This window comes from Nocardia sp. GP40, assembly GCF_050434125.1.
GTDB classification, from domain to species: domain Bacteria; phylum Actinomycetota; class Actinomycetes; order Mycobacteriales; family Mycobacteriaceae; genus Nocardia; species Nocardia albiluteola.
In genome coordinates this window covers 883,912-909,010 of record NZ_JBNPVW010000003.1, presented here as the reverse complement: position 1 = coordinate 909,010, position 25,099 = coordinate 883,912, and the positions used below count along the sequence as shown (strand labels likewise).

Sequence of the window (25,099 nt, the reverse complement as noted above, 5' to 3'; positions counted from 1 at the left end):
CACAGCGCGTACAGGGGGCCGGGTCACGACCCATTCGAAGCAGAGTCGATATTCGCGGTGCCAGGCGATGGCGATGGACGGAGAAAGCGGGTTGACTCTCGAGGAATATTCCGGCCACGATGCGCGGACCGCGCCGAATCCGATGGCGGCGGCCGACGGTGTGGTGCACGAGGTTATCGAGCAGATCGGCTGCTATCCGGCCGCCGGGACGGTCTTGCCGGGCGAGCTGCGTGCCTCGGTGGAACACAGCCTGCAGCTGGCGGTCGCGGCGATCGACGATCGGCTGGGGCGCGGGATCGACCTCGAGGACGCGCGGCGGACCGCGGCGCGCTGTGCCCGGGAGGGGGCTCCGCTGCCCGAGGTCCTGAAGGTGTACCGGGCCGCGTTCGTGGCGCTGTGGCGAGCCATTCTGGACCGCGAACGTTCGCGTTCGGTGCAGACCTGCGAGAAGCTGCTGGCCGCCGCGACGACGATCCTGCAGTTCGCCGATCGTCACGCCGACGCCATGACCGAGGCGTACCGGGAGGCCGGCGCCGGGGTCCGCATCTCCCCGCAGCGGCGCCGCTCCGCGCTGCTCGAGGCGCTGCTGACCGGTCACCCCACGCCGGAGGCGGGGCCGTGGGAGGCCGCGGCGCTGCTGGGGTTTCCCCGCGGGGCACACCACGTCGTCGTGGTCGCGGACACCCCGCGCGTGGCCGAGGAGAGCCTGCCCGACGTGGAGGAGAAGCTCGCGGCCGCGGGGATCGTCTCGGCCTGGCGGCTGACGCCGGCGCAGCAACTGGGGTTGGTCGCGCTGCGGGACGATGCGGTCGACACCGTCGTGCGGGTCGTGACGTCGACGACGGGAGCCCGGGCCGGGATCAGCCCGCTGTTCGACAACCTGTCCGAGACGCCGCGCGCGTTACTGCTGGCACAGGCGGCGCTGCAGACGATCCCGGCGAGGGAACCGGGGGTGCACGTCTTCAGTTCGAGTCCCCTGGCGGCGTTGGTGGTCTGCGCGCCGGGGGAGGGCCTGCGCCTGGCGAGCCGGGTGCTCGGCCCGGTCCTGGCGCTGCCCGCCGAGGATCGCGCGATGCTGATCGAGACCCTGTGGGTCTACCTGAGCAACCTGGGGTCCGCGGAGAACGCTGCCCAGTTGCTGTACTGCCACGCCAACACCGTGCGGTACCGGCTGCGGCGGTTGCAGGATCTGACCGGCCGGCACTTGTCGGACCCGTGCGACGCGGCTGAACTCATGGCCGCGGTGTACGCGTTGCGGCTCAACAACTCCGATCCGAATACGGATATCGCATTATCCCGCCGCGTCGAAACACTGTGACCCGCGCGCTATTTGTCCGCGCCTACCGAAGTCGTTGACCACGCGAACAAGACCATTTCCGGACCGCCCCGGGACGTTTCGCGCGTGCGTAGCGTTGCCCGTGCTCCGCGCACCGTTGTCCGCCCACGGACGGCGGTTCCCTTCGATCGGCGGATTGAGGAATCGAATGGCTAAAGCAGTCGGCATCGATCTGGGCACCACCAACTCGGCGGTCGCAGCGACCATGGAAGGCGGGCGCGTGGAGATCCTCGCGAATGCCGAGGGCGGGCGCACCACGCCGTCCGTGGTCGCCTTCACCGATGACGGTCAGCGCCTGGTCGGTCAGGTGGCCCGGCGTCAGGCGATCATGAATCCGGACGCGACGATCTATTCCGCGAAACGATTCATCGGTCGCAAATGGGACGAGGTCGACGACGAGTCGAAGATCGTGTCCTACAAGGTCGACAAGGGACCCAACGACGCGGTCCGGTTCGACGTCCGTGGGCGCAAGTACGCACCCGAGGAGATTTCGGCGCAGGTGCTGCGCAAGCTTGTGGACGACGCGAGCAAGGTGCTCGGCGAGAAGATCACCGAGGCGGTCATCACCGTCCCGGCCTACTTCAACGACGCACAGCGGCACGCGACCAAGGACGCCGGGAAGATCGCCGGGCTCGAGGTACTACGGGTGGTCAACGAGCCCACCGCGGCCGCACTCGCCTACGGCCTGGAGAAGAAGGGCGCGGAGACCGTGCTGGTCTACGACCTCGGCGGCGGCACCTTCGATGTCTCGATTCTCGATGTCGGCGACGGCGTCGTGGAGGTCCGCTCGACCAGCGGCGACGGTCACCTGGGCGGCGACGATTTCGACAAGCGCGTCGTCGACTGGGCCGCCGAGGAGTTCCAGAAGGACCAGGGGATCGACCTGCGCAAGGACGCGCAGGCCCTGCAACGCCTGTACGAGGCCGCGGAGAAGGCAAAGGTGGAACTGTCCACGACCACCACCACGACGATCAATCTCCCCTTCATCACCGCCGACGCGTCCGGTCCCAAGCACCTGAACCTGACCCTCTCGCGGGTGAAGTTCGACCAGTTGACGGAGTCGCTGGTCGAGCGCACCCGCAAGCCCGTCCAGCAGGCCCTGGCCGATGCCAAGCTGACCGCTCACGACATCGACGAGGTGATCCTGGTCGGCGGTTCGACCCGCATTCCGGCCGTCCAGGAGCTGGTGCGCCGGCTTACCGACGGCAAGGAACCGAACATGTCGGTCAACCCGGACGAGGTGGTCGCGATCGGCGCCGCCCTGCAGGCCGGTGTGCTCAAGGGTGACGTGGAGAATGTCGTCCTGCTCGACGTGACGCCGCTGTCCCTGGGCCTCGAGACGATGGGCGGGGTGATGACGAAGGTCATCGAGCGCAACACCACCATCCCGGCTCGCCGCAGCGAGGTGTTCTCCACCGCCGAGGACAACCAGACCAGTGTCGACGTGGTGGTCCTGCAGGGCGAGCGCGAGCTGGCGGCCGACAATCGCCAGCTGGCGCGGTTCCGCCTCGAGGGCATCCGCCCGGCTCCGCGTGGCGCGCCGCACATCGAGGTCACCTTCGACACCGACGCCAACGGCATTCTCAATGTCTCCGCCAAGGACAAGGACACGGGCCTCGAGCAGAAGGTCGAGATCACCGAGTCGGCGAACCTGATAGCCGAGGACATCGATCGGATGGTCGCCGAGGCGAAGGAACACGCGGCGGAGGACAAGACGCGCCGGGACGAAGTCGACGCGCGCAACCAGCTCGACGGCATGGCCTATCAGGTGGAACAGCTGCTGACGCAGTATCGGGATTCGGTGCCGGTGAACGAGAAGGCCCGTGCCGAGCAGCTGGTCGCGGACGCGAAGTCGGCCGTGGACGACAAGGCCGGGCTCGACCGGGTGCGTCCGCTGATCGCCGATCTGCAGCAGATCGTGCACACGCTGCCGACCACGGCCGCCGCGGCGCAGTCGGCGGCGGCGGGCGCGGGGAGCGGGCCGTCGGCGGGCGGTACGCAGGGTAGCGACGACGACGTCGTCGACGCCGACTTCACCCGCGAATGAACGCCGAGGAGACCGCCGCCGAGTCGACCGACACGGGTGAGCACGCCGAGGCTGCCCCGACGGCCGACGAGATCGCGGCGCTGCGGGACGAGCTGGCCACGACCCAGGACCGCTACCGGCGCGCCCTCGCCGACCTGGACAACTACCGCAAGCGCACCGAACGCGAGGCCGAGCGGCAGGCGGCCGCCGCCCGGAACCGGATGCTGCACGAATGGCTCGACGCGGTCGACAGCGTCGAGCGCGCCCTGCAGATGGAGCCGGGCGATCCCGGACTGAGCGCGGTGCTCGAGCAGATGAACGCCATCCTCGCTCGCAACGGCGTCGCCCGCATCGATGCCGCCGGCACCCGGTTCGATCCGCAACGGCACGAGGCGATCGCGGTGGTCCCGGTCGATGATGCCGCCGACCAGCTGATCGCGGAGGTCGCGCGCTCGGGCTACACGAACCGGGACGGCGAGATCATCCGGCCGGCGCAGGTGGTCGTCGGCAGGCGGAAGACGGACGGTGGCTGATGCCCGTCGGCTACCAGGACTATTACGAGACGCTCGGCGTCGCCCGGGACGCCACCGAGGACGACATCCGCCGCGCGTACCGCAGCCTGGCGCGCAAGCACCACCCGGACGTGAACAAGGATCCCGAAGCGGAGGACCGGTTCAAGCGGATCTCGGAGGCGTACGAAGTACTGCGCGATCCGGACAAGCGAGCGCAATACGACCGGCTCGGCGCCGATTGGCGTGCGGGACAGGATGTTTCCAGTGATCCCGGCTTCGGCGGGGGATACGCCGGGGACGTCCACTTCGGCGGCGGCGCCGACTTCAGCGATTTCTTCGAGCAGCTGTTCGGGGCCGGTCGTGGCGGCGCGCGGGCGCGCGGCCCGCAGGGCTCGGCGAGTTATCCGATGCGCGGCGCAGACCACGAGGCCGATCTCGACCTCACGCTCGCGGAGGCCGCCGCCGGCGGACACAAACACCTGAGTTTCGCGGACGGGCGCGACTACGACGTCCGGATACCCCCGGGCGTCCGGGACGGCCAGCGCATCCGGCTGGCCGGTGAGGGCGGGCCGGGCCACGACGGCGGCCCGGCCGGTGACCTGTTCCTGCGGGCCCGCATCGCACCGCATCCCCGGCTGCGCCGCGAGGGCGACGACCTGCACGTGGATGTGCTCGTCTCGCCGTCGGAGGCGGCGCTGGGCGCGAGCGTGCCGGTGCCCACGCTGACCGGGACGGTGAAGGTCCGGGTCCCGGCCGGCTCGTCGAGCGGGCGGACGCTGCGCCTGCGCGGCCAGGGCATGCCGAACACCCGCGGCGAATCCGGAAACCTGTTCGCCCACATCCAGATCGCCGTGCCCAAGCATCTCGACGACGAGCAGCGCGAGCTGTACCAGAAGCTCGCGGCCACGCACTTCGATCCGCGGGAGGAATCGGCATGACAGCACCCCGGACCCGGGCACTGGTCGCCGTGCAGCGCCTCGACGCCGACGGCACCCCGCTGGTGACCCTCGACGTCGTCGCGGTGGAGTCGGGTCTACATCCCGAACTCGTGCGCCGGCTCGTCGCCCTCGGCGCGCTCGACCCCGCCGGGAGTCCCGAACGGCCGCTGTTCCGCCGCGATTCCGCCGCCCGGCTCGCGCGGATCCAGCGGCTCCGGATCGATCTGGGCCTGAACTACGCCGGGGCCCTGCTCGCGGCGGACCTGATCGCGCGCATCGACGCGCTGGAACACCTACTCGCTCACCGGCATGCGGGATCGGAGAGGAACACCTGATGGCGCCCACCAATTTGACCGAGAAGTCGCAGGAGGCCCTGCGCGACGCGCAGGCGCTGGCGCTGGAGAACCACAACACCGAGGTCGGTGCCGATCATCTGCTGCTGGCACTGCTCGACCAGCCCGACGGCCTGGTGGGCCGGCTGCTCGACCGGGCCGATGTCGACGTCGCCACCCTGCGGCGCCGGGTGGCCGAGGCGATCGCGCGGCAGCCGAAGGTGTCCGGCACCGGCGGGTCCGCGCCGGTGCACACCTCGCGAGCGCTGAACGAGGTCCTGGTCGCCGCGGGGCGCGAGGCGGAACGGCTGAAGGACGAATACATTTCGGTCGAACACCTGCTCCTGGCGATGTGCGACAGCGGTAGCCGCAATCCGGCCGGGCGGCTGCTCGGCGAGCTCGGGGTCACCCGCGCCCGGGTGCTCGAGACGCTCGCCCAGGTCCGCGGCAGTCAGCGGGTCACCAGCGACAATCCCGAGAGCTCGTACGAGGCGCTCGACAAATACGGCCGGGACCTGGTCGCCACGGCCCGCAGCGGCGCCCTGGACCCGGTGATCGGCCGCGACGCGGAGATCCGCCGGGTCATCCAGATCCTCTCGCGCAAGACCAAGAACAATCCGGTGCTCATCGGCGAGCCGGGCGTCGGCAAGACCGCCGTCGTGGAGGGGCTCGCGCAGCGGATCGTGCGCGGCGACGTCCCCGAGGGCCTGCGCGACAAGACGATCTTCGCGCTCGACATGGGCGCGCTGGTGGCCGGCGCCAAATACCGGGGCGAGTTCGAGGAACGCCTCAAAGCCGTTCTGCACGAAGTGAAGTCGGCGGACGGGCGGATCCTGCTGTTCATCGACGAGCTGCACACCGTGGTCGGCGCGGGCGCGGCCGAGGGGTCCATGGACGCGGGCAACATGCTCAAGCCGATGCTCGCGCGCGGCGAACTGCACTGCATCGGCGCGACGACACTGAACGAGTACCGCCGCTACATCGAGAAGGACGCCGCGCTCGAGCGGCGCTTCCAGACCGTCATGGTGGACGAACCCACCGTCGAGGACACGATTTCCATCCTGCGCGGCCTGCGCGAGCGGTTCGAGGTCCACCACGGCGTGCGGATCCAGGACGCGGCGCTGGTCGCGGCCGCGGTCCTGTCGCACCGTTACATCACCGATCGTTTCCTGCCGGACAAGGCGATCGACCTGGTCGACGAGGCGTGCGCGGTGATTCGCACCGAAATCGACTCCATGCCCGCCGAACTCGACCAGATCACCCGGCGGGTGATGCAGCTCGAGATCGAGGAGGCCGCCCTGGACAAGGAGACCGATGCAGCCTCCCAGGAGCGGCTGCGGGACCTGCGCAAGGAACTCGCCGATCAGCGTGCGCAGGCCGACGCGATGACCGCGCAGTGGGAGTCCGAGCGCAGCGCCATCCGCAAACTCCAGACCCTGCGGTCGGAGATCGAACAGGTCCGGCACCAGATCGAGGAGGCCGAGCAGGGCTACGACCTCAATCGCGCGGCCGAACTGCGGCACGGCACACTGCCCGAGCTGGAACGCCGGCTGCACGGCGAGGAGGAACGGCTCGAGCAGAAGCAGGGCGGAGACCGGCTGCTGCGCGAAGAGGTCACCGCCGACGAGATCGCCGAGATCGTCGCCCGCTGGACGGGCATTCCCGTCACGCGGCTGGTGGAGGGCGAGCGGCAAAAGGTGCTCCGGCTGGACAGCGTCCTGCACGAACGGGTCGTCGGGCAGGACGAGGCCGTCCGGCTGGTCACCGATGCGGTCGTGCGCGCCCGCTCCGGGATCAAGGATCCCCGCCGGCCCATCGGGTCGTTCCTGTTCCTCGGGCCGACCGGCGTCGGCAAGACCGAACTTGCCCGGGCCGTCGCGGCGACGCTGTTCGACGCCGAGGAGAACATCGTCCGGCTGGACATGAGCGAATATCAAGAGCGCCATACCGTCAGCCGGCTGGTCGGGGCGCCGCCCGGCTACGTCGGTTTCGAGGAGGGCGGGCAGCTGACCGAGCAGGTCCGCCGCAAGCCGTATTCCGTGGTGCTGTTCGACGAGATCGAGAAGGCGCACCCCGACGTGTTCAACACGCTGCTGCAGATCCTCGACGACGGCCGGCTCACCGATTCGCAAGGGCGGACAGTCGATTTCCGCAACACCGTGATCATCATGACCGCGAACATCGGCTCGATGCATCTGCTCGACGGCATCGGCGACGACGGCGAAATCACCGAGAGCGCACGGGAATTGGTGATGAGCGAACTGCGTGCCCACTTCCGCCCGGAGTTCCTGAACCGGATCGACGACATCATCCTGTTCAAGCCGCTGTCGCTGTCGGAGATCGAGCAGATCGTGGATCTACAGGTCGCCGACCTCCGCCGGCGGATGGCCGATCGCCGGCTGAGCCTGGAGCTGACCCCGGCCGCGCGCGAGCTCATCGCGCGCGAGGGCTACGACCCCGTCTACGGGGCGCGGCCGTTGCGGCGCTTCATCTCTCACGAGGTCGAGACCAGCATCGGCCGCGCCCTGCTCACCGGCGACATCCACGACGGCGCGGTGATCACCCTGGACACCGACGACGACCGGCTGGTGACGCGCGTGGCCAACCCGGAGCCCGCCGAGGAGCGGCAGGCGGTCGGTGTATGACCAAGGCGCCGGCCGAATCTCAGCACATCGCGCCACCCGCGACGGCGTCCGCGCTGTTCCTGGTGCTCGAGATCGGCGCCGATCGGGCGGCGCTCGCGCGGGCCCGGGCGGTCCTGGCCGCCACCGATGACCTCGTCGGGGACATACTCGTCCGGGCCGGTGAAACCACCTTCGGATGCACGGCCGGGATCTCGCACCGGCTGTGGGAGCCGCTCACGCACACCGCCGCGCCTCGGGAACTGCACCCGTTCAAGGAGTTTCGCGGCGCGGCGCACGCGGCGGTGTCGACGCCCGGCGACCTGCTCTACCACGTCCGATCGGACTCGACGGATCTGATCGTCGAGTTCGAGAAGATCCTGCTGTCCCGGTTCGGGGATGCGGTGACCGTGGTGGACGAGGTGACGGGATTTCGCTACTTCGACGGTCGCGATCTGCTCCAATTCGCCGACGGCACAGCCAATCCGAACGGCGCCGCGCTGCTGGAGGACATCGTCGTGGGCGACGAGGATCCCGATCACGCGGGCGGAAGCTACGTGGTCGTGCAGAAATATCTGCACGACCTGGCCGCCTGGGAACGCGAGACGACCGAAACCCAGCAGCGGATCATCGGGCGCACCAAATTCGACAATGTGGAGCTCCCCGACGCCACCGCGGGCCAGAAGGCGCACAAGACCCTGTGCACCATCACCGACGACATCGGCGAGTACGACATCCTCAGGGACAACATGCCGTTCGCGGTTCCCGGCCGAAATGTGTACGGCACCTACTTCATCGGGTATTCGCGCCGGCTCTGGGTGATCGAGAAAATGCTGGAGCGCATGTTCCTCGGCGATCCACCGCCCCTGCACGACCGCATCCTGGACTACTCGACGGCCGTCACCGGGCTGAGTTTCTTCGCTCCGGCGCGCGGTTTCCTGTCCGGTCTGGACGGCTGAATTCGGGCACACCCCGCCGGGGTCCTCCACGCCCTCGGCGACGGATACAACCGCTCGTCGTAATGCCCACCGGGGCCGCAATTCTCAGGCGCCCGGCGGGCGCTGGACGCCCGGCCAGGCTTGCCGCCTGGAAACATCTACCGTGTTGTGTTCCATGCCTTGTGGACGAACTCGAGGCGGTTGCCGTCGGCGTCGCGCACGTTGGCGGCGTAGTAGCCGGGTGCGAAGTAGGTTCGATCGGCCGGTTCGCCTTCGTCGATTCCGCCTGCGGTGATGGCGGCGGCATATGCGGCGTCGACCATCTCGTTACTGTCGCAGACGATTCCGAGGTAGAGGCCCGTCTCGCCGGGTGTGCGCCGTCGCAGCCAGATGCTCGACCCGACCCGCTTGCCGGAGATGTAGTCGGCGTCGGCGATGCCGAACAGGTCGGGCACGGTGTCCGGCCCGGAGGAGGCGCTGTAGTTTCCGAACGTGCTCCAGCCCACGGGGGCGAGGGCTCCGAGATAGAACGCGAGTGCGGTGTCGATATCGGTGACGGAGATGTAGACGTGGTCGATCATTCTGCGTCCTTCCATGCGGAGGCGTTGGCCTGGGTGAACTCGTCGAAGGTTCGTGCGGGGTGGCCGGTGATCTTCTCGACGGTGTCGTTGGGCCGGGAACCGTTGCCCGCTGCGATCGTTTCGGTCAGCCGCCGCAGGACAGCGCCGTACTCGGTCGGGATCCCGGTTGCCAGGACACCAGCGACCCAGGTGTCGCGGTCCGGGTCCTGGTGAACGAATGACCGGCCGGTGGCTCGGCCGATGATGGCGGCGGCGTCGGCGACGGTGAGGGCTTGCGGGCCGGTCAGGCTGTACTCCGCAGCGGCGTGCGCACCTGGATCGGCGAGCGTGTCCGCGGCGACGGCGGCGATGTCTTCGGCGTCGATGAACGCCTCGCTGCCGTTGCCGGTGGGTACGACGACGGCACCGTTGATCGGCCGCAGGAATGTCTCGCTGAAGTTCTGCATGAACCACGCCGGACGCAGAATCGTGTGGTCGAGCCGTCGGCGATCGATCAGGTCGAGTTCGACTGCCCGGGTGGCGACTTGCTCGGGCGCGTGTTCCATTCCGTAGGCGCTCAGGAAGGTCACGTGCTGGACCCCGGCGGCCTCGGCGGCGTCGAGGAACACCGCGACATCCGGGGCGAAGTCGGTGCGCAGGACAGGGGCCATCAGATAGATGCGGTCGACGGATTCCACTGCCGCGGCATAGGTTTCGTGGTCGCTCCAGTCGAAGTCGATGCCGGCGCCGGACCTCGCGGCGGTGCGGACGGCGACGGCGTGCTGTGCGAGGTGGGAAACGACGCGGGAGCCGGTCTTGCCGGTCGCCCCGAGGACGAGGATGGTGGGCAGGTTTCCATTCATGTCTCCAGCCTGTACCGCCTGTATGTGTGTATCAATGCGTGATCCGATCCGATTGCAACGCGATACGCTCATCCTGTGGACGTACTGCAGGACTATTTGGTGCGGGCTCGGGCGTCGGGCGCGGTGTTCGCGCGCTCGGTGGCGTTGCCACCCTGGGGGCTGACCTTGCCCGGCTCGATTCAGCTCTCGCTGCACACGGTACTGCGCGGCCATGCGTGGCTGTGGCTCGACGACACCACCGAAGCCCATCGCCTGTTCCCGGGCGACCTCGCCATCGCTGTCGGCGGGCGCGACCATCACATCGCCGACGAGCCGAATCCGGCGAGATGCGTGTCCCACGAACAGTTCTGGGCGCGGGGATCGATATCCGACGCCACCGATCCCGAGGCGTCGGTCTTCTTGTGTGGCGCCTACCGGCTCTCCGGTGATGTCGGCCGGAGCCTGATCCAGGCGCTCCCGCCCCTGCTGGTCATCCGGCCATCCGCACACGACCAGGTGCACGACGTCGTATCCCTGATCTCGCGGGAACTCCAGCAGTCGGCGCCGGGTAGCCAAACCGTTCTCGACAGGCTCCTGGACGTCCTTCTCGTGCTCGTCCTGCGCGCGTCCTACGACCAGAGCTCCACCGCGCCACGCTGGTACCGCGCCGCCGAAGATCCCCGACTCGGCCGAGCCCTCCGGGCGATGCACGAACGGCCGGACCGCGGCTGGACCGTCCCGCAACTCGCGCAACTCACCGCGATGTCACGTGCAACGTTCGCCCGCAATTTCGAGCGCGCGCTCGGCCAGACCCCGATGCAATACCTCACCGACTGGCGCCTTACCCTTGCGCGCGACTACCTCCTGGCCGGAGAACTCACCCTCGACCAGATCGCTCGTAAGACCGGATACACCTCACCCAACGCCTTCGCGGCAACTTTCCGACGACACCACGGCCTACCACCCGGTCGCTGGCGCGAGGCGAACACGGCAGAGCCTCGATAGCGCCGCCCGGTCGTCGTGCTGGAGCGAATCCTGGGAACGAAGTAAACACGTAGCCGGAAGCGGGGTTACCTCTGTGACCGACCGCGATCGGGTGGACTCGGCTCGGAATCCGCCTGGTACGTGTGTTCGAATTCGAACTCCGGTAGCGTTGTCGGCACCATGACTACGTCGACGTCGCATCCGCAGCAGCCGGGTCCCGGGCCCCGGCCGGGAGTTCCGTTGCCCGGGCAGCACCTCGGGGGCGCCGATCCGGCGGAATTCGCCGATCCGGCGGCGGTGCACGCGGAGGTCGAGGCGTTGCTGGCGGAATTGACTGCGGGACCGCGCGTTCCGGGGGAGCAGGCGCAGGATCTTGGGGTGAGTTCGCCGGGCGCCGGCGCCGAGATCACCCGCCGCGCCCACATCCTGGAGCAGGCGCACGAGGTCCTGGTTCAGGCCCTGACGACGGTGGACAAGATCTGAGGTGGCCAGGCGCGCTCGGGTGGACGCGGAACTGGTTCGCCGCGGATTGGCACGCTCGCGTGAGCATGCGGTCGAGCTGATCGGTGCGGGCCGTGTCCTCATCAACGGTACGGTCGCCTCGAAACCGGCCACGGCTGTCGAGACGGGTACCCCGCTCGTCGTGCGCGAGGAGCCCGACGAGGTGCAGTGGGCCTCGCGTGGTGCGCACAAGCTGCTGGGTGCGCTCGAAGCGTTCGAACCACAGGGGCTGACGGTGTCCGGCCGGCGCTGCCTGGATGCGGGGGCCTCGACCGGCGGATTCACCGATGTGCTGCTGACCCGCGGCGCGCGCGAGGTGGTCGCGGTAGATGTCGGTTACGGCCAGCTGATCTGGCGGCTGCAGAACGACGAGCGGGTGCGTGTCTTCGACCGCACGAACGTCCGGGCGCTGGAGCCCGAGGCCATCGGCGGCGAGGTCGAGCTGGTCGTGGCGGATCTGTCGTTCATCTCCCTGGGGCTGGTATTGCCCGCGCTGGCCCGCTGCTGTGCGGCCGGCGCGGACCTGCTGCCGATGGTGAAACCGCAATTCGAGGTCGGCAAGGAGCGGGTAGGCTCCGGCGGTGTGGTGCGGGATCCGGCGTTACGGGCCGAATCGGTGCGCGGGGTGGCGGCCGCGGCCGCGGAGCTGGGGCTGCGCACCCGAGGCGTCGTGGCGAGCCCGCTGCCCGGGCCGTCGGGCAATGTCGAATACTTTCTGTGGCTGAGTAAACGGAGCAGTGGGGCAGAGGTGGATGTGAGCGCATTGGTGGAGCGCGCGGTGCAGGAGGGCCCACAGTGACCGCCCACCACGCATTCCCGAGGAACCGGGAGATCCTGCTGGTGGCCCATCCCGGCCGCCCCGAACTCACCGAGACCGCGCACAGGATGGCGAAGATCTTCGACGACGCGGGCATCGGCCTGCGGGTGCTGGCGGACGAGGCGGACAGCACCCGGCTCGACTGCGACGAGACCGGTGAGCCGGACGGCTACCCCGTGCGCGCGGTCGCCCACGCCCCAGGCGCCGCGGTCGGCTGCGAAATGGTGCTCGCGCTCGGTGGCGACGGCACCTTCCTGCGCGCTGCCGAGATGGCCCGCCCCGCGCGGGTGCCGGTACTGGGAATCAACCTGGGCCGCATCGGATTCCTCACCGAGGCCGAGGCCGACCACCTGGACGAGGCGCTCGCGCAGGTCGTGCACGGCGATTACCGCCTCGAGCAGCGCATGACGATAGATGTCAGTGTCCGGGTCGATGATGTGGTGGTGGAACGCGGCTGGGCACTGAACGAGGCGAGCATTGAGAATGCCGTCCGCATGGGCGTGCTGGAGCTGGTGCTCGAGGTCGACGGCCGCCCGGTGTCGCAGTTCGGCTGCGACGGAGTGCTGATCGCCACCCCGACAGGTTCCACCGCCTACGCCTTCTCCGCCGGTGGCCCGGTGGTGTGGCCGGAGCTCGAGGCGTTGCTGGTGATCCCGAGCAACGCGCACGCCCTGTTCGCGCGGCCGCTGGTGACCAGCCCGGATTCGCGGATCGCGGTGGAAACCGTTGCGAGCGGGCATGATGCGGTGGTGTTCCTGGACGGCCGTCGTACCCTGGCGTTGCCGCGGGGCGCCCGGTTCGAGGCGGTCCGCGGCGCCGAGCCGGTGCGCTGGGTGCGGCTGGATTCCGCGCCGTTCACCGACCGGATGGTGCGCAAGTTTCAGTTACCCGTGACAGGCTGGCGCGGGCCGTCCGAGCGGACGGGCACGCAGGAGGCGCCCTGCGACGACGCGGCGCAGCCCGGGTCAGGCGGCATTGAGGACAGCCGAACGGAGAGCTCGAGTGCTGACAGAGATCAGGATTGACGGTCTTGGCGTTATATCCACCGCCACAGCGCAATTCCATGCGGGGCTGACCTGTCTGACCGGTGAGACGGGCGCCGGCAAGACGATGGTGGTGACCAGCCTGCACCTGCTCAGCGGCGCCCGCGCGGACGCCGGACGGGTGCGCCGCGGCGCCGCCCGGGCGGTGGTGGAGGGCCGGTTCACCGTCGAGGAGGTGCACGCCGGCGCCCGCGACGAGGTCGAGAAGGTGCTGGAATCGGCTGGGGCGCAACGCGACGACGACGGCAGCATCATCGCCGTGCGCACCGTCGGCAGCGACGGCCGCTCGCGCGCGCACCTGGGCGGGCGCGGCGTGCCCGCGGCGGTGCTGTCGGATTTCACCGCGCCGCTGCTGACCGTGCACGGCCAGAACGATCAGCTGCGGCTCCAGCGCCCCGATCAGCAGCTCGCGGCGCTGGATCAGTTCGCGGGCGAGTCGACCTCGGCGCTGCTGCGCAAGTACCGGCTGGCGCGGCGCACCTGGCTCGATGCCCGTAACGAGCTGCTCGAGCGCACCGCGCACAGCCGGGAACTGGCGCTCGAGGCCGATCGGCTGAAGCACTCCCTGGACGAGATCGATTCCCTCGCACCGGAGCCCGGCGAGGACGAGCGAATCCTCGAGGAGGTGCGCAGGCTCTCGGATCTGGATTCGCTGCGCGAGGCCGCGACCGCCGCGCACGATGCGCTGGCCGGTCCCGCCGATGCGCCCGGTGAGGGCTCGGGCGCGCTGGATCTGCTGGGCGTGGCGCGGTCGCGGCTGGAGTCGTCCGAGGACCGGGTGCTGTCCGAGCTTGCGCCGCGGCTGGGCGATGCGGTGTCGGTGGTGGTCGATCTGACCACCGAGCTGAGCACTTACCTGTCGGATCTGCCGTCGGATCCGGGCGCGCTGGATTCGCTGCTCAACCGGCAGGCCGAATTGAAGACGCTGACAAGGAAATACGCGCCCGACATCGACGGCGTGCTGGCCTGGGCGCACGACGCGCGCGGGCGCCTGGATTCGCTCGATGTCTCCGAGGAGGCCCTGGCCGCACTGTCCGCCGAGGTCGAATCGGCCGCGGAACAGGTGCGCGAGGCGGCGCGCAAGCTCACCACCGCGCGCACCAAGGCCGCCAAGAAGCTGGCCGTGGCGGTGAGTTCGGAATTGGGCGGGCTGGCGATGGGCCGGGCGAAGCTCGAGGTGCAGGTGCGGCCGGTGCCCGCGAGCGCGCAGGATTCGGCGCCGATCATGCTGGGCGGCAGCGAGTTACACGCCGGATCCAGCGGCGTCGACGAGGCGGAGTTCCGGCTCTCGGCGCATTCGGGCGCGCAGTCGCTGCCGCTGAGCCGCAGCGCCTCGGGCGGTGAGCTGTCGCGGGTGATGCTGGCCCTCGAGGTCGTGCTCGCCAGCTCCGAGCACGGCAGCACCATGGTGTTCGACGAGGTCGACGCCGGTGTCGGCGGACGGGCCGCGGTGGAGATCGGGCGGCGCCTCGCGCAGCTCGCGCGCACCCATCAGGTGATCGTGGTGACCCACCTGCCGCAGGTGGCCGCGTTCGCGGATACACATCTGGTGGTCGACAAGGTCGACGACGGTAAGGGCGTCAACAGCGGCGTGCGCACCCTGACCACCGAGGAGCGGGTCGTGGAGCTGGCCCGCATGCTGGCCGGTCTCGACGACACCGAGACCGGCCGCGCTCATGCGGAGGAGTTGCTGGCGACCGCTCGCTCCGAGAAGGAGGCGGTCGCCCCGGCGGCTGGCTGAAGCGTGGTTATTTCACAGCCTTGCGGGCCGCGGCCAGGAACGGGTTGATCAGGCCGCGCAGGGCCAGCTCGGTGAGCCGGTCCGGAACCGGGATCTTGGGCTCGGAGTCCATGCGGTAGGAGACCAGGGTGCCGCCGTCGGCGTCGGCGAAGGTGATGACGCCGATGTGGCGCTTCACCGGGGCGCCGGCCACGATCTTGTATGCCATCCGCTCGCCGGGCACCAGTTCGGTGGTCTCCTCGGTGATCCCGACGCCGCCGAGGCCGACCAGGTAGCGTGCGCCCACGCCCGAACGCTCGGTATCGCCGGGCTTGCGCAGGGTGAAGTTGATCGGCAGGTAGGCGTTGAGGCTGTCGCGTTCGGTGAAGAGCTTGTAGACGACGTCACGGGGCGCGGAAATCACCGCGTCGATGGTGGTGCTGGCCATGGTCGAGTCTCCTTCTGGGCGGGCCGAGCGAGAACAAGTTCCTGTGACTGGTAGTCGCATCAATGTGCCGTCGGCACAGCATAGCGGTAGGCCGATCGGCGCCTGTTCTGTCCGATGTGCGAACCGTCACCCTGCCGACCGTAAGGAATGTGACAGATCATGCGGCGCGCCTCCAGCAAAGGTTGAGAGTTCCGGTTAACCATCGGATGCCATGAGGATGCTGGCGCTGTTGTCGAGGACCAACGAAACGCTGCCGGGTCTGACGGGCATGGCCCGGGTCGATCGCAACACCCGGCGCCTGCTCAAGCGCGTGGGCCCCGGCGACATTGTGCTACTCGACGAGATGGACCTGGATCGGCTCACCGCCGACCGACTCGTCGCGGCGGGCGTCGCGGCGGTGGTCAACGTCTCCCCGTCGATCTCCGGGCGCTATCCCAACCTCGGGCCGGAGGTGCTGGTGGCCAACGGAATCCTGCTGCTGGACGCCGTGTCCAACGATGCCTTCGCCAAGATCAAGGACGGCGCCAAGGTCCGCGTGTGCGCGGGCGTCGTCTATGCCGACCGGCTCACCAAGAAGGAGCCCGAGGTCCTGGTGGAGGGCATCGAGCTCACCGAGGCGACCATCGCCGAACGCATGATCGCGGCCAGAAAGGGGCTCTCCGATCATCTGGAGGCCTTCGCGGGCAATACGGTCGAATTCATCCGCACCGAAAGTGCGCTGCTCATAGATGGTTTCGGGGTGCCGGAGCTGGAATTGACCATGCGCAACCGGCATGTCGTCGTGGTGGCCGATGGGCCCGAGCACGACGACGCGCTACGCGGGCTCAAGCCGTTCATCAAGGAGTACGCGCCGATCCTGATCGGGGTCGGGCGCGGCGCGGACACGCTGACCAGACGCGGGTACCGGCCCGATCTGATCGTCGGGGATCCGGAGGAGATCACCGCGACCACCCTCAAGTCCGGCGCCGAGGTGATCCTGCCCGCGGACACCGACGGACACGCCAAGGGCCTCGAGCGCATTCAGGATCTGGGCATCGGCGCGACGACATTCCCGTCCTCGGGGTCCGCGGCCGATCTGGCCCTGCTGCTGGCCGACCACCACGGCGCGGCGCTGATCATCACCTGCGGTGCGGCGGCGTCGCTGGACGACTTCTTCGATCGCGGCCGCCGCGAGTCCAATGCGGCCACCTTCCTCACCCGGCTCAAGACCGCGCCCAAGCTGATGGATGCCACGGCGGTCGCGACGCTGTACCGGCACCGGTCCTCCGGGTGGGCCGTGGCGCTGGTGGTGCTGGCCGCCCTCGTCGCATTGATCGTCGCGGTGCTCGCCTCGCATTCCGGTGGCGCGGCGCTGGATTGGGCCCTCGTCGCCTGGCACCACGCCAAGGGCTGGGCGCATCAGCTGCTGAACAGGAAACAATAAAGGGGGACAGTTGATTTCGCTACGCCAGCATGCCGTTTCGGTCGCCGGGATCTTCCTCGCGCTGGCCATCGGACTGGTGCTCGGCGCGCATTCGGGTGTGCTGGGTTCGTTGCGCCCGGGGCATGGCGATATGCAGCCGAGGGTGGATGCCCTGACCGCGCAGAACGCCCGGCTGGCCGGTCAGCTGGCCGCGTCCGACGCATTCCTGTCCGGCGCGGAGGCGCGGCTGCTGGGCGGTGCCCTGGCCGGCCACAGCGTGCTGGTGTTCAGCACCCCGGACGCCGACGGTGCGGATGTCGACGCGGTGAGCAAGGCGCTCACGGCCGCGGGTGCGACGGTGAACGGCGTGATAGCCCTGGCGAACCCGTTCGTGGATTCCGGCCAGGGCGACCGGCTGCGCACGGCGGTGACGAACATGATCCCCGCCGGGGCGCAGCTGCAGACCGAGTCGCTCGATCAGGGCAGCATGTCCGGGGACCTGCTGGGTGTGGCGCTGCTCACCGATCCGGGCGACGGCCACGAGCGCGCCACGCCCCAGGAGCGCGGGCTGATCCTGGACACGCTGCGCAGCGGTGGTTTCCTGAACTGCACCCAGGTGCGTCCCGCGCAGCTGGCGGTAGTGGTGACCGGCGAGGGAGCCGAGGCCGCGGAGAACGATCAGGGCTCGATCATCGCCCGGTTCGCAGCCGGGCTGCGGGGACGCAGCGTGGGCACGGTGCTGGCGGGCCGGGCCGGATCCGCGGAGGGTGTCGGTCCGATCGCGGCCGTGCGCTCGGACGACAAGTTGAACGCCGCGGTCACCACCGTCGACAATGTCGATCATGAAATCGGCAGGGTGACAACGGCTCTCGGGCTGAGTGAGCAGTTGAAGGGTGTGACCGGCCGATACGGCACGGGCGCGAAGGCGAACTCGCTGACCGTGGCCGCGATGCCCAGCTAGTGCGGCGCGGGCTGCATGATCGCCACCACAAACAACCGGATGGCCGCCTGACGGCGTTGACGTAACTTTAGGTACCAGATACATTTCGTTGCGAATCAGTTGCTGAAATCTGTCTGGGCCCGCGGTTACCCTGTCCGGCCGCCCATCGGCCCGGCGGTGGGAGCGGTTCGGTCCGAACCCTCTCCCCTCCGGTCCTGACTAGGAGGTTCGGCCGGGATGTCCGGTATTCCGCAGTCCGTGCGCGCTGTCGCGATCGGCTACGGACTGCTCGTAGCGGTGCTATTGCCAGCCGCCGCGTTCTGGCGCGGTGACGGCGGGGTGAGCTGCTGGCTCGTGCTGGCGACGGTGAGCGTGGTCGTGATCGGGCTCGGCCCCTGGCTGCGCGGGTCGCCGCGGCCGCGGCTGTGGGGGCGCGCCGCGCAGCTCAGCGCCATCGGGGTGGTGGCGGTGGCGCTGTATCGCATGGTCGACACGCAGGCGCATCCGCCGAACCCGATCGGATTCGCGCTGCTGGACGCGGTGCCCTATCTCTGCGCGGTGGCGATCGCGCTGATGCTGCTGCCGGGCCGGGCCGGGCGCGGGGCGTGGTTCGGCGACCTGGATCCGCTGGTGCTGTTTCTCACCCTTTTCATCGTCGTCGGGACGCTGGCGCTGCTGCTGTCCACGCCACGGCACCAGTCGCCCGCCGAGACCGCGGTGCTGATCACGTATGTGGTGTTCGACGTGCTGATCGTCGCGATCCTCGGCATGCATCTGCGGCGGGACCGCGACCGGCTGGGCGCCCAGGGGAACCTGGTGTTCGGTGGGGTGATGCTGCTGATGGTCGCCGCCGTCGGCATCGGCGCCACCGACGTGCGCGGCTACCACATTCCGCTGCGCCCGCTGCACGTTGCGTGGCTGGCGGGGCTGGTGCTGGTCGCGGCGGCCGCGCTGGTGCCGGCCCCCGCCGCGCTCACCGCTGACCCGGCGCAACGCCGGATCCACCGGCCCACCGGCACGGTGATCGTCATCCTGCTGGTTGGTCCGGCCCTCGAGCTGGTGGATCCAGGGTTCACGAATGTGGTCACCCTGCTGCTGGTCGTGGTCGTCGGCCTGCTGCTGACCGAGACCCGCCAGCGGATCGACAACGAACGCACGATCCGTCACGCGGCGGCGGCCCTGGCGGCAGCGCCGGACGTGCCGGACATTCTGTCGGTCACCCTGACCGCGGCGGTCCGCTGCGGCGACCGGCTCGATCGCATCGTGCTCTGCGCGGACGGGCCCGGCGGACTGCGGATGGTGTCCAGCGATCCCGCCGACGAGCACCGCGCCGGCGGGCCGGACGGAATCCGGCCCGCCGAGGCGATCGCTCTCGTCTTCGGCGACACCGGCCACACCATGGTGTATGCGCCGGTGGCGCCCGGTGAGGCAGCGCCGGTTGTGCTCGGCGTGGCCGGGAAGGACGGGGCGCCGCCACGCGCACGGGGCCTATTGGAGCTGCTGGTCGCGCAGGCCGGTCAGGCCGTGCAGCGGGTGGCGGTGACCGACCAGCTGACCCGCCGGGCCGGCGAGGAGTACTTCCGGACATTGGTCGCCAATGCCTCCGACATGATCCTGACCGTTGATGCGGACGGCGGGATCGGCTATGTCAGCCCCGGCGCCCACATCCTGACCGCCGGAAGCGATGCGGGCTCGGTCGATCTGGTTCAGGCGCTGGGCCCGGGCAATGCGCGCGAGGTCCGGGAGCTGTTGCGCACCGAGGCGGGGCACGGCGGCACCGGCGCTCCGTTGCATTGGCACCTGGCGGTCGGGCACGCCACACTGGAGGCCGACGTCCGGATCGCCGATCTGCGGGCGGACCCGCGGGTGGGTGCGCTGGTGGTGACCATGCGTGATGTCACCTCCCAGGCCCGCCTGTACCGCGAACTGCACCGCCTGGCCTTCCACGACGACCTGACGGGCCTGGGCACCCGGGCCGGTTTCGCGCAGCGGTATGCCGACGCCGCCACGGGCCCCGCTGCCGCGCCGCTGGTGCTGGCAGTCGACATCGACGGATTCACCGAACTCAACCAGTTGCACGGGCGCGCGGCCGGAGACCGGGTGCTGGTGGCGGTCGCCGAGCGCCTGGCCCGGGTGCGCGGATATGCGGCGCGGGTGAGCGGGGGCCGGTTCGCGCTGCTGGTCGACCCGCGCACGCCCGATGACGACGACGATGCCCCCGGCATACCGGACTGGGATGCGGATGCCGAGGCGCGGCTGCTGCACGAAACACTGTCCGGCCCACTGGATTTGGACAGTACGCGGATCTCGGTGACGGTGAACGTCGGTGCCGCCACCACCGTGGGGGTCCTGGACGCGGACGAGGCCCTGGAACATGCCGGGCTCGCCGAGGCCGAGGCGCGCCAGGATCGCCACCGCCGTTGGCGCGCATACGATCCCGCAATGCTCGCGGCGGTGCGTGAGCACGACGAACTGCGCCGGGACCTGGCCGCTGCGATCGCCGAGGACAGGCTGAGTGTGCACTATCAGCCGTTCGTCGATCTGCACACCGGCCGGGTCGTCGGCTTCGAGGCCCTGGCTCGCTGGGAGCACCCCGAGCGCGGTTCGCTCATGCCCGGGGACTTCATCCCGCTGGCGGAGGACACCGGGCTGATCGGCCCGCTGGGCAACTGGATTCTGCGCCGTGCGGTCCGCGATACCGCGGGGCTGCGCTTCCTGCCCGGCGGGGATCGAATTCACGTGTCGGTCAACATCTCCGCGCAGCAGCTGGCCGATCCGCGGTTCGTGGACGAGGTGTCCGCCAGCCTGCGCACGACGGGGCTGCCGCCCGGCGCGCTGGGCCTCGAGGTGGTGGAGAACTCGGTGCTCGACCACGACGGCGATGTCGCGGTACTGCGGGAATTGCGCGCCCTGGGCGTCGTGCTCGCGATCGATGACTTCGGCACCGGGCATTCCGCGCTGAGCTACCTGCTCGGCCTGCCGTTCCAGGCCCTGAAGATCGACAGGTCCTTTGTTACCGCGATCGACGGCGATCCGCGACGGGTGGGCCTGGTGCGCGCCATCGTCGCGATCGCCGACTCGCTCGGGCTGACGGTGATCGCGGAGGGAATCGAGACCGCGGCCGATCGTGCCGTGCTCGCCGACGCGGGGTGCCGGTTCGGGCAGGGCTTCCTGTTTTCGCAGCCGGTTCCGCTGGCGGACGCGAGGGAGCTGCTGGGACGAACGTGGCCGAGCGAATGCTGAATGATTGCCCGAGGGACTGGTGGTGCCACAGCAACCGATGGGGTTGATGTGACATATGTGTTCAGCGATCGCTCCGCAACCGCGCGTGCCGTTCGATTCGGTGCCGATTTCCGTGTTAACGTGAAGACCCGTGGGTCAATCACGGATTCCGGCGCGAACGGCTACCAAGCACATCTTCGTCAGTGGTGGCGTCGCCTCCTCTCTGGGTAAGGGCCTGACGGCCTCCAGCCTCGGTCAGTTGCTCACCGCGCGCGGTCTGCGCGTGACGATGCAGAAACTCGATCCCTATCTGAATGTCGATCCCGGCACCATGAACCCGTTCCAGCACGGCGAGGTGTTCGTGACCGAGGACGGCGCCGAGACCGATCTCGACGTCGGCCACTACGAGCGGTTCCTGGACCGCGAACTGTCCCAGGACGCGAATGTCACCACCGGACAGGTCTATTCGTCGGTGATCGCCAAGGAGCGGCGCGGGGAATACCTCGGCGACACCGTCCAGGTGATCCCGCACATCACCGACGAGATCAAGTCGCGCATCCTGGCGATGGCGGCGCCCGACCGCGACGGCAACGCCCCCGACGTGGTGATCACCGAGATCGGCGGCACCGTGGGCGATATCGAATCGCAGCCGTTCCTGGAGGCCGCGCGGCAGATTCGGCACGAGGTGGGCCGCGACCACTGCTTCTTCCTGCACGTGACGCTGGTCCCGTACCTGGCGCCGTCGGGCGAGCTGAAGACCAAGCCGACCCAGCATTCGGTTGCGGCACTGCGCAATATCGGCATCCAGCCCGACGCGCTGATCCTGCGCTGCGACCGGGACGTGCCGCAGCCGCTGAAGAACAAGATCGCGCTGATGTGCGACGTCGAGGTGGACGCCTGCATCTCCACCCCCGACGCGCCGTCGATCTACGACATTCCGCGGGTGCTGCACCGCGAGGGCCTGGACGCCTATGTGGTGCGCCGGCTCGGGCTGCCGTTCCGCGACGTGGACTGGACCGTGTGGGGTGACCTGCTCGATCGGGTGCACAACCCGCGTGAGCAGGTGACCGTCGCGCTGGTGGGCAAGTACGTGGATCTGCCCGACGCCTATCTGTCGGTGACCGAGGCGCTGCGCGCGGGCGGATTCGCCGCCAAGGCCAAGGTGAACATCCGCTGGGTGCAGTCCGACGAGTGCGAGAGCGCCGCGGGCGCGCAGGCGCACCTGAGCGATGTGGACGCGGTGCTCATTCCGGGTGGTTTCGGCATCCGCGGCATCGAGGGCAAGGTCGGCGCGATCCGCTACGCCCGCACCCGCGGCATCCCGCTGCTGGGCCTGTGTCTGGGCCTGCAGTGCGTGGTCATCGAGGCGGCGCGCTCGGTCGGGCTCGAAGACGCCAACTCGGCCGAATTCGAGCCGGACACACGGCATCCCGTCATCTCCACGATGGCCGATCAGGAGCAGGCCGTGGCCGGCGAGGCCGACCTCGGCGGCACCATGCGGCTGGGCGCGTATCCGGCGCTGCTGGAACAGGGTTCGGTCGTCGCGCACGCGTACGGCGCCACCGAGGTGTCCGAGCGGCACCGGCACCGCTACGAGGTGAACAACGCCTACCGCGCCAAGATCGCCGAGAGCGGGCTGAAATTCAGCGGCACCTCGCCCGACGGGCACCTGGTCGAATTCGTCGAGCTGCCCGCGGACAAGCACCCGTTCTTCGTGGCGACCCAGGCGCATCCCGAACTCAAGAGCCGACCCACCCGCCCGCATCCGCTGTTCGCGGCGCTGATTCAGGCCGCGCTGAAATACAAGGCGGCAGAACGGCTTCCGATGGACGTCGACGGCGACGTGGAGCTGGACGAGGACGAGAGGGTCGCGCCCTGAGTCGCGGATGAGGCGGTACTGTTGTGGGCTGCGCGTGCATGACGAGGCGGCCGAGTGAACGGTGGGAACGACATGAGTGAGCCCGGAACGCATGAATTCCGGACGATATCCAGCCGCATCGTCTATTCGGGCGCCATCCTGGCGCTGCGGCTGGATCAGGTCGAGATGCCGGGCGGGCGAATCGCCGAACGCGAGGTGATCGAGCATCACGGCGCCGTCGCGGTCACCGCGGTGGACGCGGATGGCAATGTGGTGCTGATCAACCAGTACCGGCACCCGCTCGGGCGCCGTCTGCTGGAACTGCCCGCGGGGCTCCTGGACGAGCCGGGCGAGGATCCGCTCGACGCGGCCCGGCGCGAACTGGCCGAGGAGACCGGTCTGGCCGCGCACAGCTGGTCGGTGCTGGTCGACGTCGCGCTGTCGCCGGGCTTCACCGACGAGGCGCTGCGCGTGTATCTGGCCACCGACCTCTACGAAACCGACCGCCCCGAGCCGGAATTGGAGGAGGCGGACCTGCAGATCGTCCGGATGCCGGTCGCCGAGGCGGTCCGCGCGGCGCTGTCGGGCGAGATCGTCAACGCGACCGCGGTGGCGGGCGTGCTGGCGTTGTCCACCGCCCGCGGGGGCGATGTCGAGCTGCGCCCGGCCGATGCCCCCTGGCCCGGCATGCCCACCGCCTTCCTCGACCGCAAGGCGGGCCGGCCGCACACCCCATGACTCCGGGCTCAGTCGTCGGGGTCCTCGATCAGACCGCAGGCGACGGGAAACGACCGCAGGAATTCCCGTCGCCCGGGGTCCGATTCGGCCTCGGCCAGCTCCGCGAGCACGGTCAGGAACCTGTCGAGCTGGTCGCCGGGTAGCCGTTGCAGCACGTCGGCCACGCTCTCCAGCATCTTCACCGCGGTGTCGGGGTCCACCTCCTCGTCCCCGCACTCGGCGAGGAATCGCACGACGTCGACGACCGGTCCGGTGAGGACCGGAAGTATCGGGTCCGTATCAATCACCCCGGCAACCTATCCGAACCGAGTGGGAGCGGAGTGGCGCGCAGGCGTTTCGGTCCGGGATTGTCGGTGGCGGCTGTCATGATGGGGCCGTGTTGCAGCCCGAGATCGACGCATACCTCGACCACCTGGCGGTCGAGCGCGGAGCCGCGCGCAATACGCTCAGCGCGTACCGGCGGGATCTCGGGCGGTATCGGGAGTTCCTGGAGCAGCGCGGTATCGCGGGGCTCGAGGGCGTAACCGAGGGCGATATCGGGGATTTCACGGTGTCGCTGCGGGCCGGGTGGCACGGGTATCCGCCGCTGGCGGCCAGTTCCGCGGCGCGGGGTCTGGTCGCGGTGCGGGGGCTGCATCGGTTCGCCGCGGCCGAGGGAATCACGGCCGGGGATGTCGCGCACGCGGTCAAGCCGCCGACTCCGGCCCGGCGGCTGCCCAAAGCGCTTCCGTACGATCAGATTTCGCGGCTGCTCGAGGCCGCGGGCGGGTCCGGTGCCGCGGACGGGGGCCCGCGCGGGCTGCGCGATCGCGCCATGCTCGAGCTGCTGTATTCCACCGGCGCAAGGATTTCCGAGATCATCGACCTGGATGTCGACGATATCGACGCCGACGAGCGTGCGGTCGTGCTGCACGGCAAGGGCGGCAAACAGCGCATGGTGCCGATCGGCCGCCCCGCGCTGAATGCGCTGGACGCCTACCTGGTGCGCGGCCGCCCCGCACTCGTGGTGCGCGGCAAGGGAAATCCCGCGCTGTTCTGCAACGCCCGCGGGGGCAGGCTCTCGCGCCAGAGCGCCTGGCAGGTCCTGCAGGCCGCCGCCGAGCGCGCCGGCATCGCCGCCACGGTCTCCCCGCACACCCTGCGCCACTCCTTCGCGACCCACCTGCTCGACGGCGGCGCCGACGTGCGCGTGGTGCAGGAGCTGCTCGGTCACGCCTCGGTCACCACCACCCAGATCTACACCCTGGTCACCGTGAACACCCTGCACGAGGTCTGGGCGACGGCACACCCGCGCGCCCGCTGACTCCCGGCGCCGCCTCGT

At 69.6% G+C, this 25,099-nt stretch carries 22 protein-coding genes; 18 read left to right on the top strand and 4 right to left on the bottom strand.

From position 1 onward, the window contains the following. The first annotated feature begins 73 nt into the window (after positions 1-73). From ABH933_RS13055 to ABH933_RS13025, 7 genes are all read left to right on the top strand, one after another. Entirely contained in the window at positions 74-1,318 is a 1,245-nt protein-coding gene (locus ABH933_RS13055; RefSeq protein ID WP_429417726.1) for a PucR family transcriptional regulator, read from the top strand. A 166-nt stretch (positions 1,319-1,484) separates the two neighbouring features. After that, positions 1,485-3,383: a molecular chaperone DnaK gene (gene dnaK / locus ABH933_RS13050; protein WP_429417725.1), complete on the top strand. Its 1,899-nt coding sequence runs from the start codon at positions 1,485-1,487 to the stop codon at positions 3,381-3,383. After that, complete coding sequence (locus ABH933_RS13045; protein ID WP_429417723.1) at positions 3,380-3,895, top strand: nucleotide exchange factor GrpE; 516 nt, start codon at positions 3,380-3,382, stop codon at positions 3,893-3,895. The genes dnaK and ABH933_RS13045 overlap by 4 nt, the downstream gene beginning before the upstream one ends. Further along, positions 3,895-4,812, top strand: coding sequence for a DnaJ C-terminal domain-containing protein (locus ABH933_RS13040; RefSeq protein ID WP_429417721.1), 918 nt, complete (start codon positions 3,895-3,897; stop codon positions 4,810-4,812). The genes ABH933_RS13045 and ABH933_RS13040 overlap by 1 nt, the downstream gene beginning before the upstream one ends. Beyond that, positions 4,809-5,147, top strand: coding sequence for a chaperone modulator CbpM (locus ABH933_RS13035; protein ID WP_429417719.1), 339 nt, complete (start codon positions 4,809-4,811; stop codon positions 5,145-5,147). The genes ABH933_RS13040 and ABH933_RS13035 overlap by 4 nt, the downstream gene beginning before the upstream one ends. Next, positions 5,147-7,789, top strand: a complete 2,643-nt coding sequence (clpB, locus tag ABH933_RS13030; protein WP_429417717.1) for an ATP-dependent chaperone ClpB — start codon at positions 5,147-5,149, stop codon at positions 7,787-7,789. Before ABH933_RS13035 ends, clpB begins: the two co-directional genes overlap by 1 nt. Then, a complete protein-coding gene (locus ABH933_RS13025; RefSeq protein WP_429417715.1) occupies positions 7,786-8,724 on the top strand; it encodes a Dyp-type peroxidase in 939 nt (312 codons plus the stop codon). The genes clpB and ABH933_RS13025 overlap by 4 nt, the downstream gene beginning before the upstream one ends. A gap of 137 nt (positions 8,725-8,861) precedes the next feature. Here the strand turns inward: ABH933_RS13025 and ABH933_RS13020 are convergent, their stop codons facing one another. Beyond that, complete coding sequence (locus ABH933_RS13020; RefSeq protein ID WP_429417713.1) at positions 8,862-9,284, bottom strand: VOC family protein; 423 nt, start codon at positions 9,282-9,284, stop codon at positions 8,862-8,864. Continuing rightward, positions 9,281-10,126, bottom strand: a complete 846-nt coding sequence (locus ABH933_RS13015) for an NAD(P)H-binding protein (RefSeq protein WP_429417711.1) — start codon at positions 10,124-10,126, stop codon at positions 9,281-9,283. The genes ABH933_RS13020 and ABH933_RS13015 overlap by 4 nt, the downstream gene beginning before the upstream one ends. A 75-nt stretch (positions 10,127-10,201) precedes the next feature. Between ABH933_RS13015 and ABH933_RS13010 the strand changes: the two genes are divergently transcribed. The 5 genes from ABH933_RS13010 (at position 10,202) to recN (ending at position 15,191) form a co-directional block, all read left to right on the top strand. Further along, positions 10,202-11,110: a cupin domain-containing protein gene (locus ABH933_RS13010; RefSeq protein ID WP_429417709.1), complete on the top strand. Its 909-nt coding sequence runs from the start codon at positions 10,202-10,204 to the stop codon at positions 11,108-11,110. Positions 11,111-11,269: 159 nt separating this feature from the next. Further along, a complete protein-coding gene (locus ABH933_RS13005) occupies positions 11,270-11,572 on the top strand; it encodes a hypothetical protein (protein WP_429417707.1) in 303 nt (100 codons plus the stop codon). 1 nt (position 11,573) lies between these two features. Then, positions 11,574-12,389 (top strand): TlyA family RNA methyltransferase, encoded by an 816-nt coding sequence (locus tag ABH933_RS13000; RefSeq protein ID WP_215921768.1) that lies wholly within the window; start codon positions 11,574-11,576, stop codon positions 12,387-12,389. Beyond that, positions 12,386-13,432 carry an NAD kinase gene (locus ABH933_RS12995; protein ID WP_215921769.1) on the top strand — a complete coding sequence of 349 codons (1,047 nt, stop codon included), beginning with the start codon at positions 12,386-12,388 and terminating at the stop codon, positions 13,430-13,432. The genes ABH933_RS13000 and ABH933_RS12995 overlap by 4 nt, the downstream gene beginning before the upstream one ends. Then, positions 13,410-15,191 carry a DNA repair protein RecN gene (gene recN / locus ABH933_RS12990; RefSeq protein ID WP_429417705.1) on the top strand — a complete coding sequence of 594 codons (1,782 nt, stop codon included), beginning with the start codon at positions 13,410-13,412 and terminating at the stop codon, positions 15,189-15,191. The genes ABH933_RS12995 and recN overlap by 23 nt, the downstream gene beginning before the upstream one ends. Positions 15,192-15,198: 7 nt before the next feature. Here recN and ABH933_RS12985 read toward each other — a convergent pair whose 3' ends face one another. Then, positions 15,199-15,618, bottom strand: a complete 420-nt coding sequence (locus ABH933_RS12985) for an SRPBCC family protein (RefSeq protein WP_429417702.1) — start codon at positions 15,616-15,618, stop codon at positions 15,199-15,201. 211 nt (positions 15,619-15,829) lie between these two features. Here ABH933_RS12985 and steA point away from each other — a divergent pair, with 211 nt between their 5' ends. The 5 genes from steA to ABH933_RS12960 all read left to right on the top strand — a co-directional run bounded on the left by steA (position 15,830) and on the right by ABH933_RS12960 (position 23,778). Then, a complete protein-coding gene (steA, locus tag ABH933_RS12980) occupies positions 15,830-17,041 on the top strand; it encodes a putative cytokinetic ring protein SteA (protein ID WP_429417699.1) in 1,212 nt (403 codons plus the stop codon). Between the two features lie 10 nt (positions 17,042-17,051). Then, positions 17,052-17,981: a copper transporter gene (locus ABH933_RS12975; RefSeq protein ID WP_429417696.1), complete on the top strand. Its 930-nt coding sequence runs from the start codon at positions 17,052-17,054 to the stop codon at positions 17,979-17,981. 216 nt (positions 17,982-18,197) lie between these two features. After that, positions 18,198-21,203 carry a putative bifunctional diguanylate cyclase/phosphodiesterase gene (locus ABH933_RS12970; protein ID WP_429417693.1) on the top strand — a complete coding sequence of 1,002 codons (3,006 nt, stop codon included), beginning with the start codon at positions 18,198-18,200 and terminating at the stop codon, positions 21,201-21,203. Between the two features lie 130 nt (positions 21,204-21,333). Beyond that, on the top strand, positions 21,334-23,061 hold the full coding sequence (locus ABH933_RS12965) for a CTP synthase (RefSeq protein WP_429417690.1): 1,728 nt from the start codon (positions 21,334-21,336) through the stop codon (positions 23,059-23,061). A gap of 72 nt (positions 23,062-23,133) precedes the next feature. Continuing rightward, entirely contained in the window at positions 23,134-23,778 is a 645-nt protein-coding gene (locus ABH933_RS12960; protein WP_429417687.1) for an NUDIX domain-containing protein, read from the top strand. 8 nt (positions 23,779-23,786) lie between these two features. Here the strand turns inward: ABH933_RS12960 and ABH933_RS12955 are convergent, their stop codons facing one another. After that, positions 23,787-24,065 (bottom strand): hypothetical protein, encoded by a 279-nt coding sequence (locus tag ABH933_RS12955; protein ID WP_429417684.1) that lies wholly within the window; start codon positions 24,063-24,065, stop codon positions 23,787-23,789. 89 nt (positions 24,066-24,154) lie between these two features. Between ABH933_RS12955 and xerD the strand changes: the two genes are divergently transcribed. Beyond that, complete coding sequence (gene xerD, locus ABH933_RS12950; protein ID WP_429417681.1) at positions 24,155-25,081, top strand: site-specific tyrosine recombinase XerD; 927 nt, start codon at positions 24,155-24,157, stop codon at positions 25,079-25,081. The last annotated feature ends 18 nt before the right edge of the window (positions 25,082-25,099 follow it).

Excerpts from the sequence above, each read along its gene's own strand:
- ABH933_RS12970 (WP_429417693.1), top strand. The coding sequence starts at position 18,198 with ATGTCCGGTATTCCGCAGTCCGTGCGCGCTGTCGCGATCGGCTACGGA.
- dnaK (WP_429417725.1), top strand. The coding sequence starts at position 1,485 with ATGGCTAAAGCAGTCGGCATCGATCTGGGCACCACCAACTCGGCGGTC.
- ABH933_RS13020 (WP_429417713.1), bottom strand. The coding sequence starts at position 9,284 with ATGATCGACCACGTCTACATCTCCGTCACCGATATCGACACCGCACTC.
- ABH933_RS13045 (WP_429417723.1), top strand. The coding sequence starts at position 3,380 with ATGAACGCCGAGGAGACCGCCGCCGAGTCGACCGACACGGGTGAGCAC.
- ABH933_RS13015 (WP_429417711.1), bottom strand. The coding sequence starts at position 10,126 with ATGAATGGAAACCTGCCCACCATCCTCGTCCTCGGGGCGACCGGCAAG.
- ABH933_RS12960 (WP_429417687.1), top strand. The coding sequence starts at position 23,134 with ATGAGTGAGCCCGGAACGCATGAATTCCGGACGATATCCAGCCGCATC.
- clpB (WP_429417717.1), top strand. The coding sequence starts at position 5,147 with ATGGCGCCCACCAATTTGACCGAGAAGTCGCAGGAGGCCCTGCGCGAC.
- ABH933_RS13040 (WP_429417721.1), top strand. The coding sequence starts at position 3,895 with ATGCCCGTCGGCTACCAGGACTATTACGAGACGCTCGGCGTCGCCCGG.
- ABH933_RS13055 (WP_429417726.1), top strand. The coding sequence starts at position 74 with ATGGACGGAGAAAGCGGGTTGACTCTCGAGGAATATTCCGGCCACGAT.
- ABH933_RS13005 (WP_429417707.1), top strand. The coding sequence starts at position 11,270 with ATGACTACGTCGACGTCGCATCCGCAGCAGCCGGGTCCCGGGCCCCGG.
- steA (WP_429417699.1), top strand. The coding sequence starts at position 15,830 with ATGAGGATGCTGGCGCTGTTGTCGAGGACCAACGAAACGCTGCCGGGT.
- ABH933_RS13035 (WP_429417719.1), top strand. The coding sequence starts at position 4,809 with ATGACAGCACCCCGGACCCGGGCACTGGTCGCCGTGCAGCGCCTCGAC.
- ABH933_RS13025 (WP_429417715.1), top strand. The coding sequence starts at position 7,786 with ATGACCAAGGCGCCGGCCGAATCTCAGCACATCGCGCCACCCGCGACG.
- ABH933_RS12985 (WP_429417702.1), bottom strand. The coding sequence starts at position 15,618 with ATGGCCAGCACCACCATCGACGCGGTGATTTCCGCGCCCCGTGACGTC.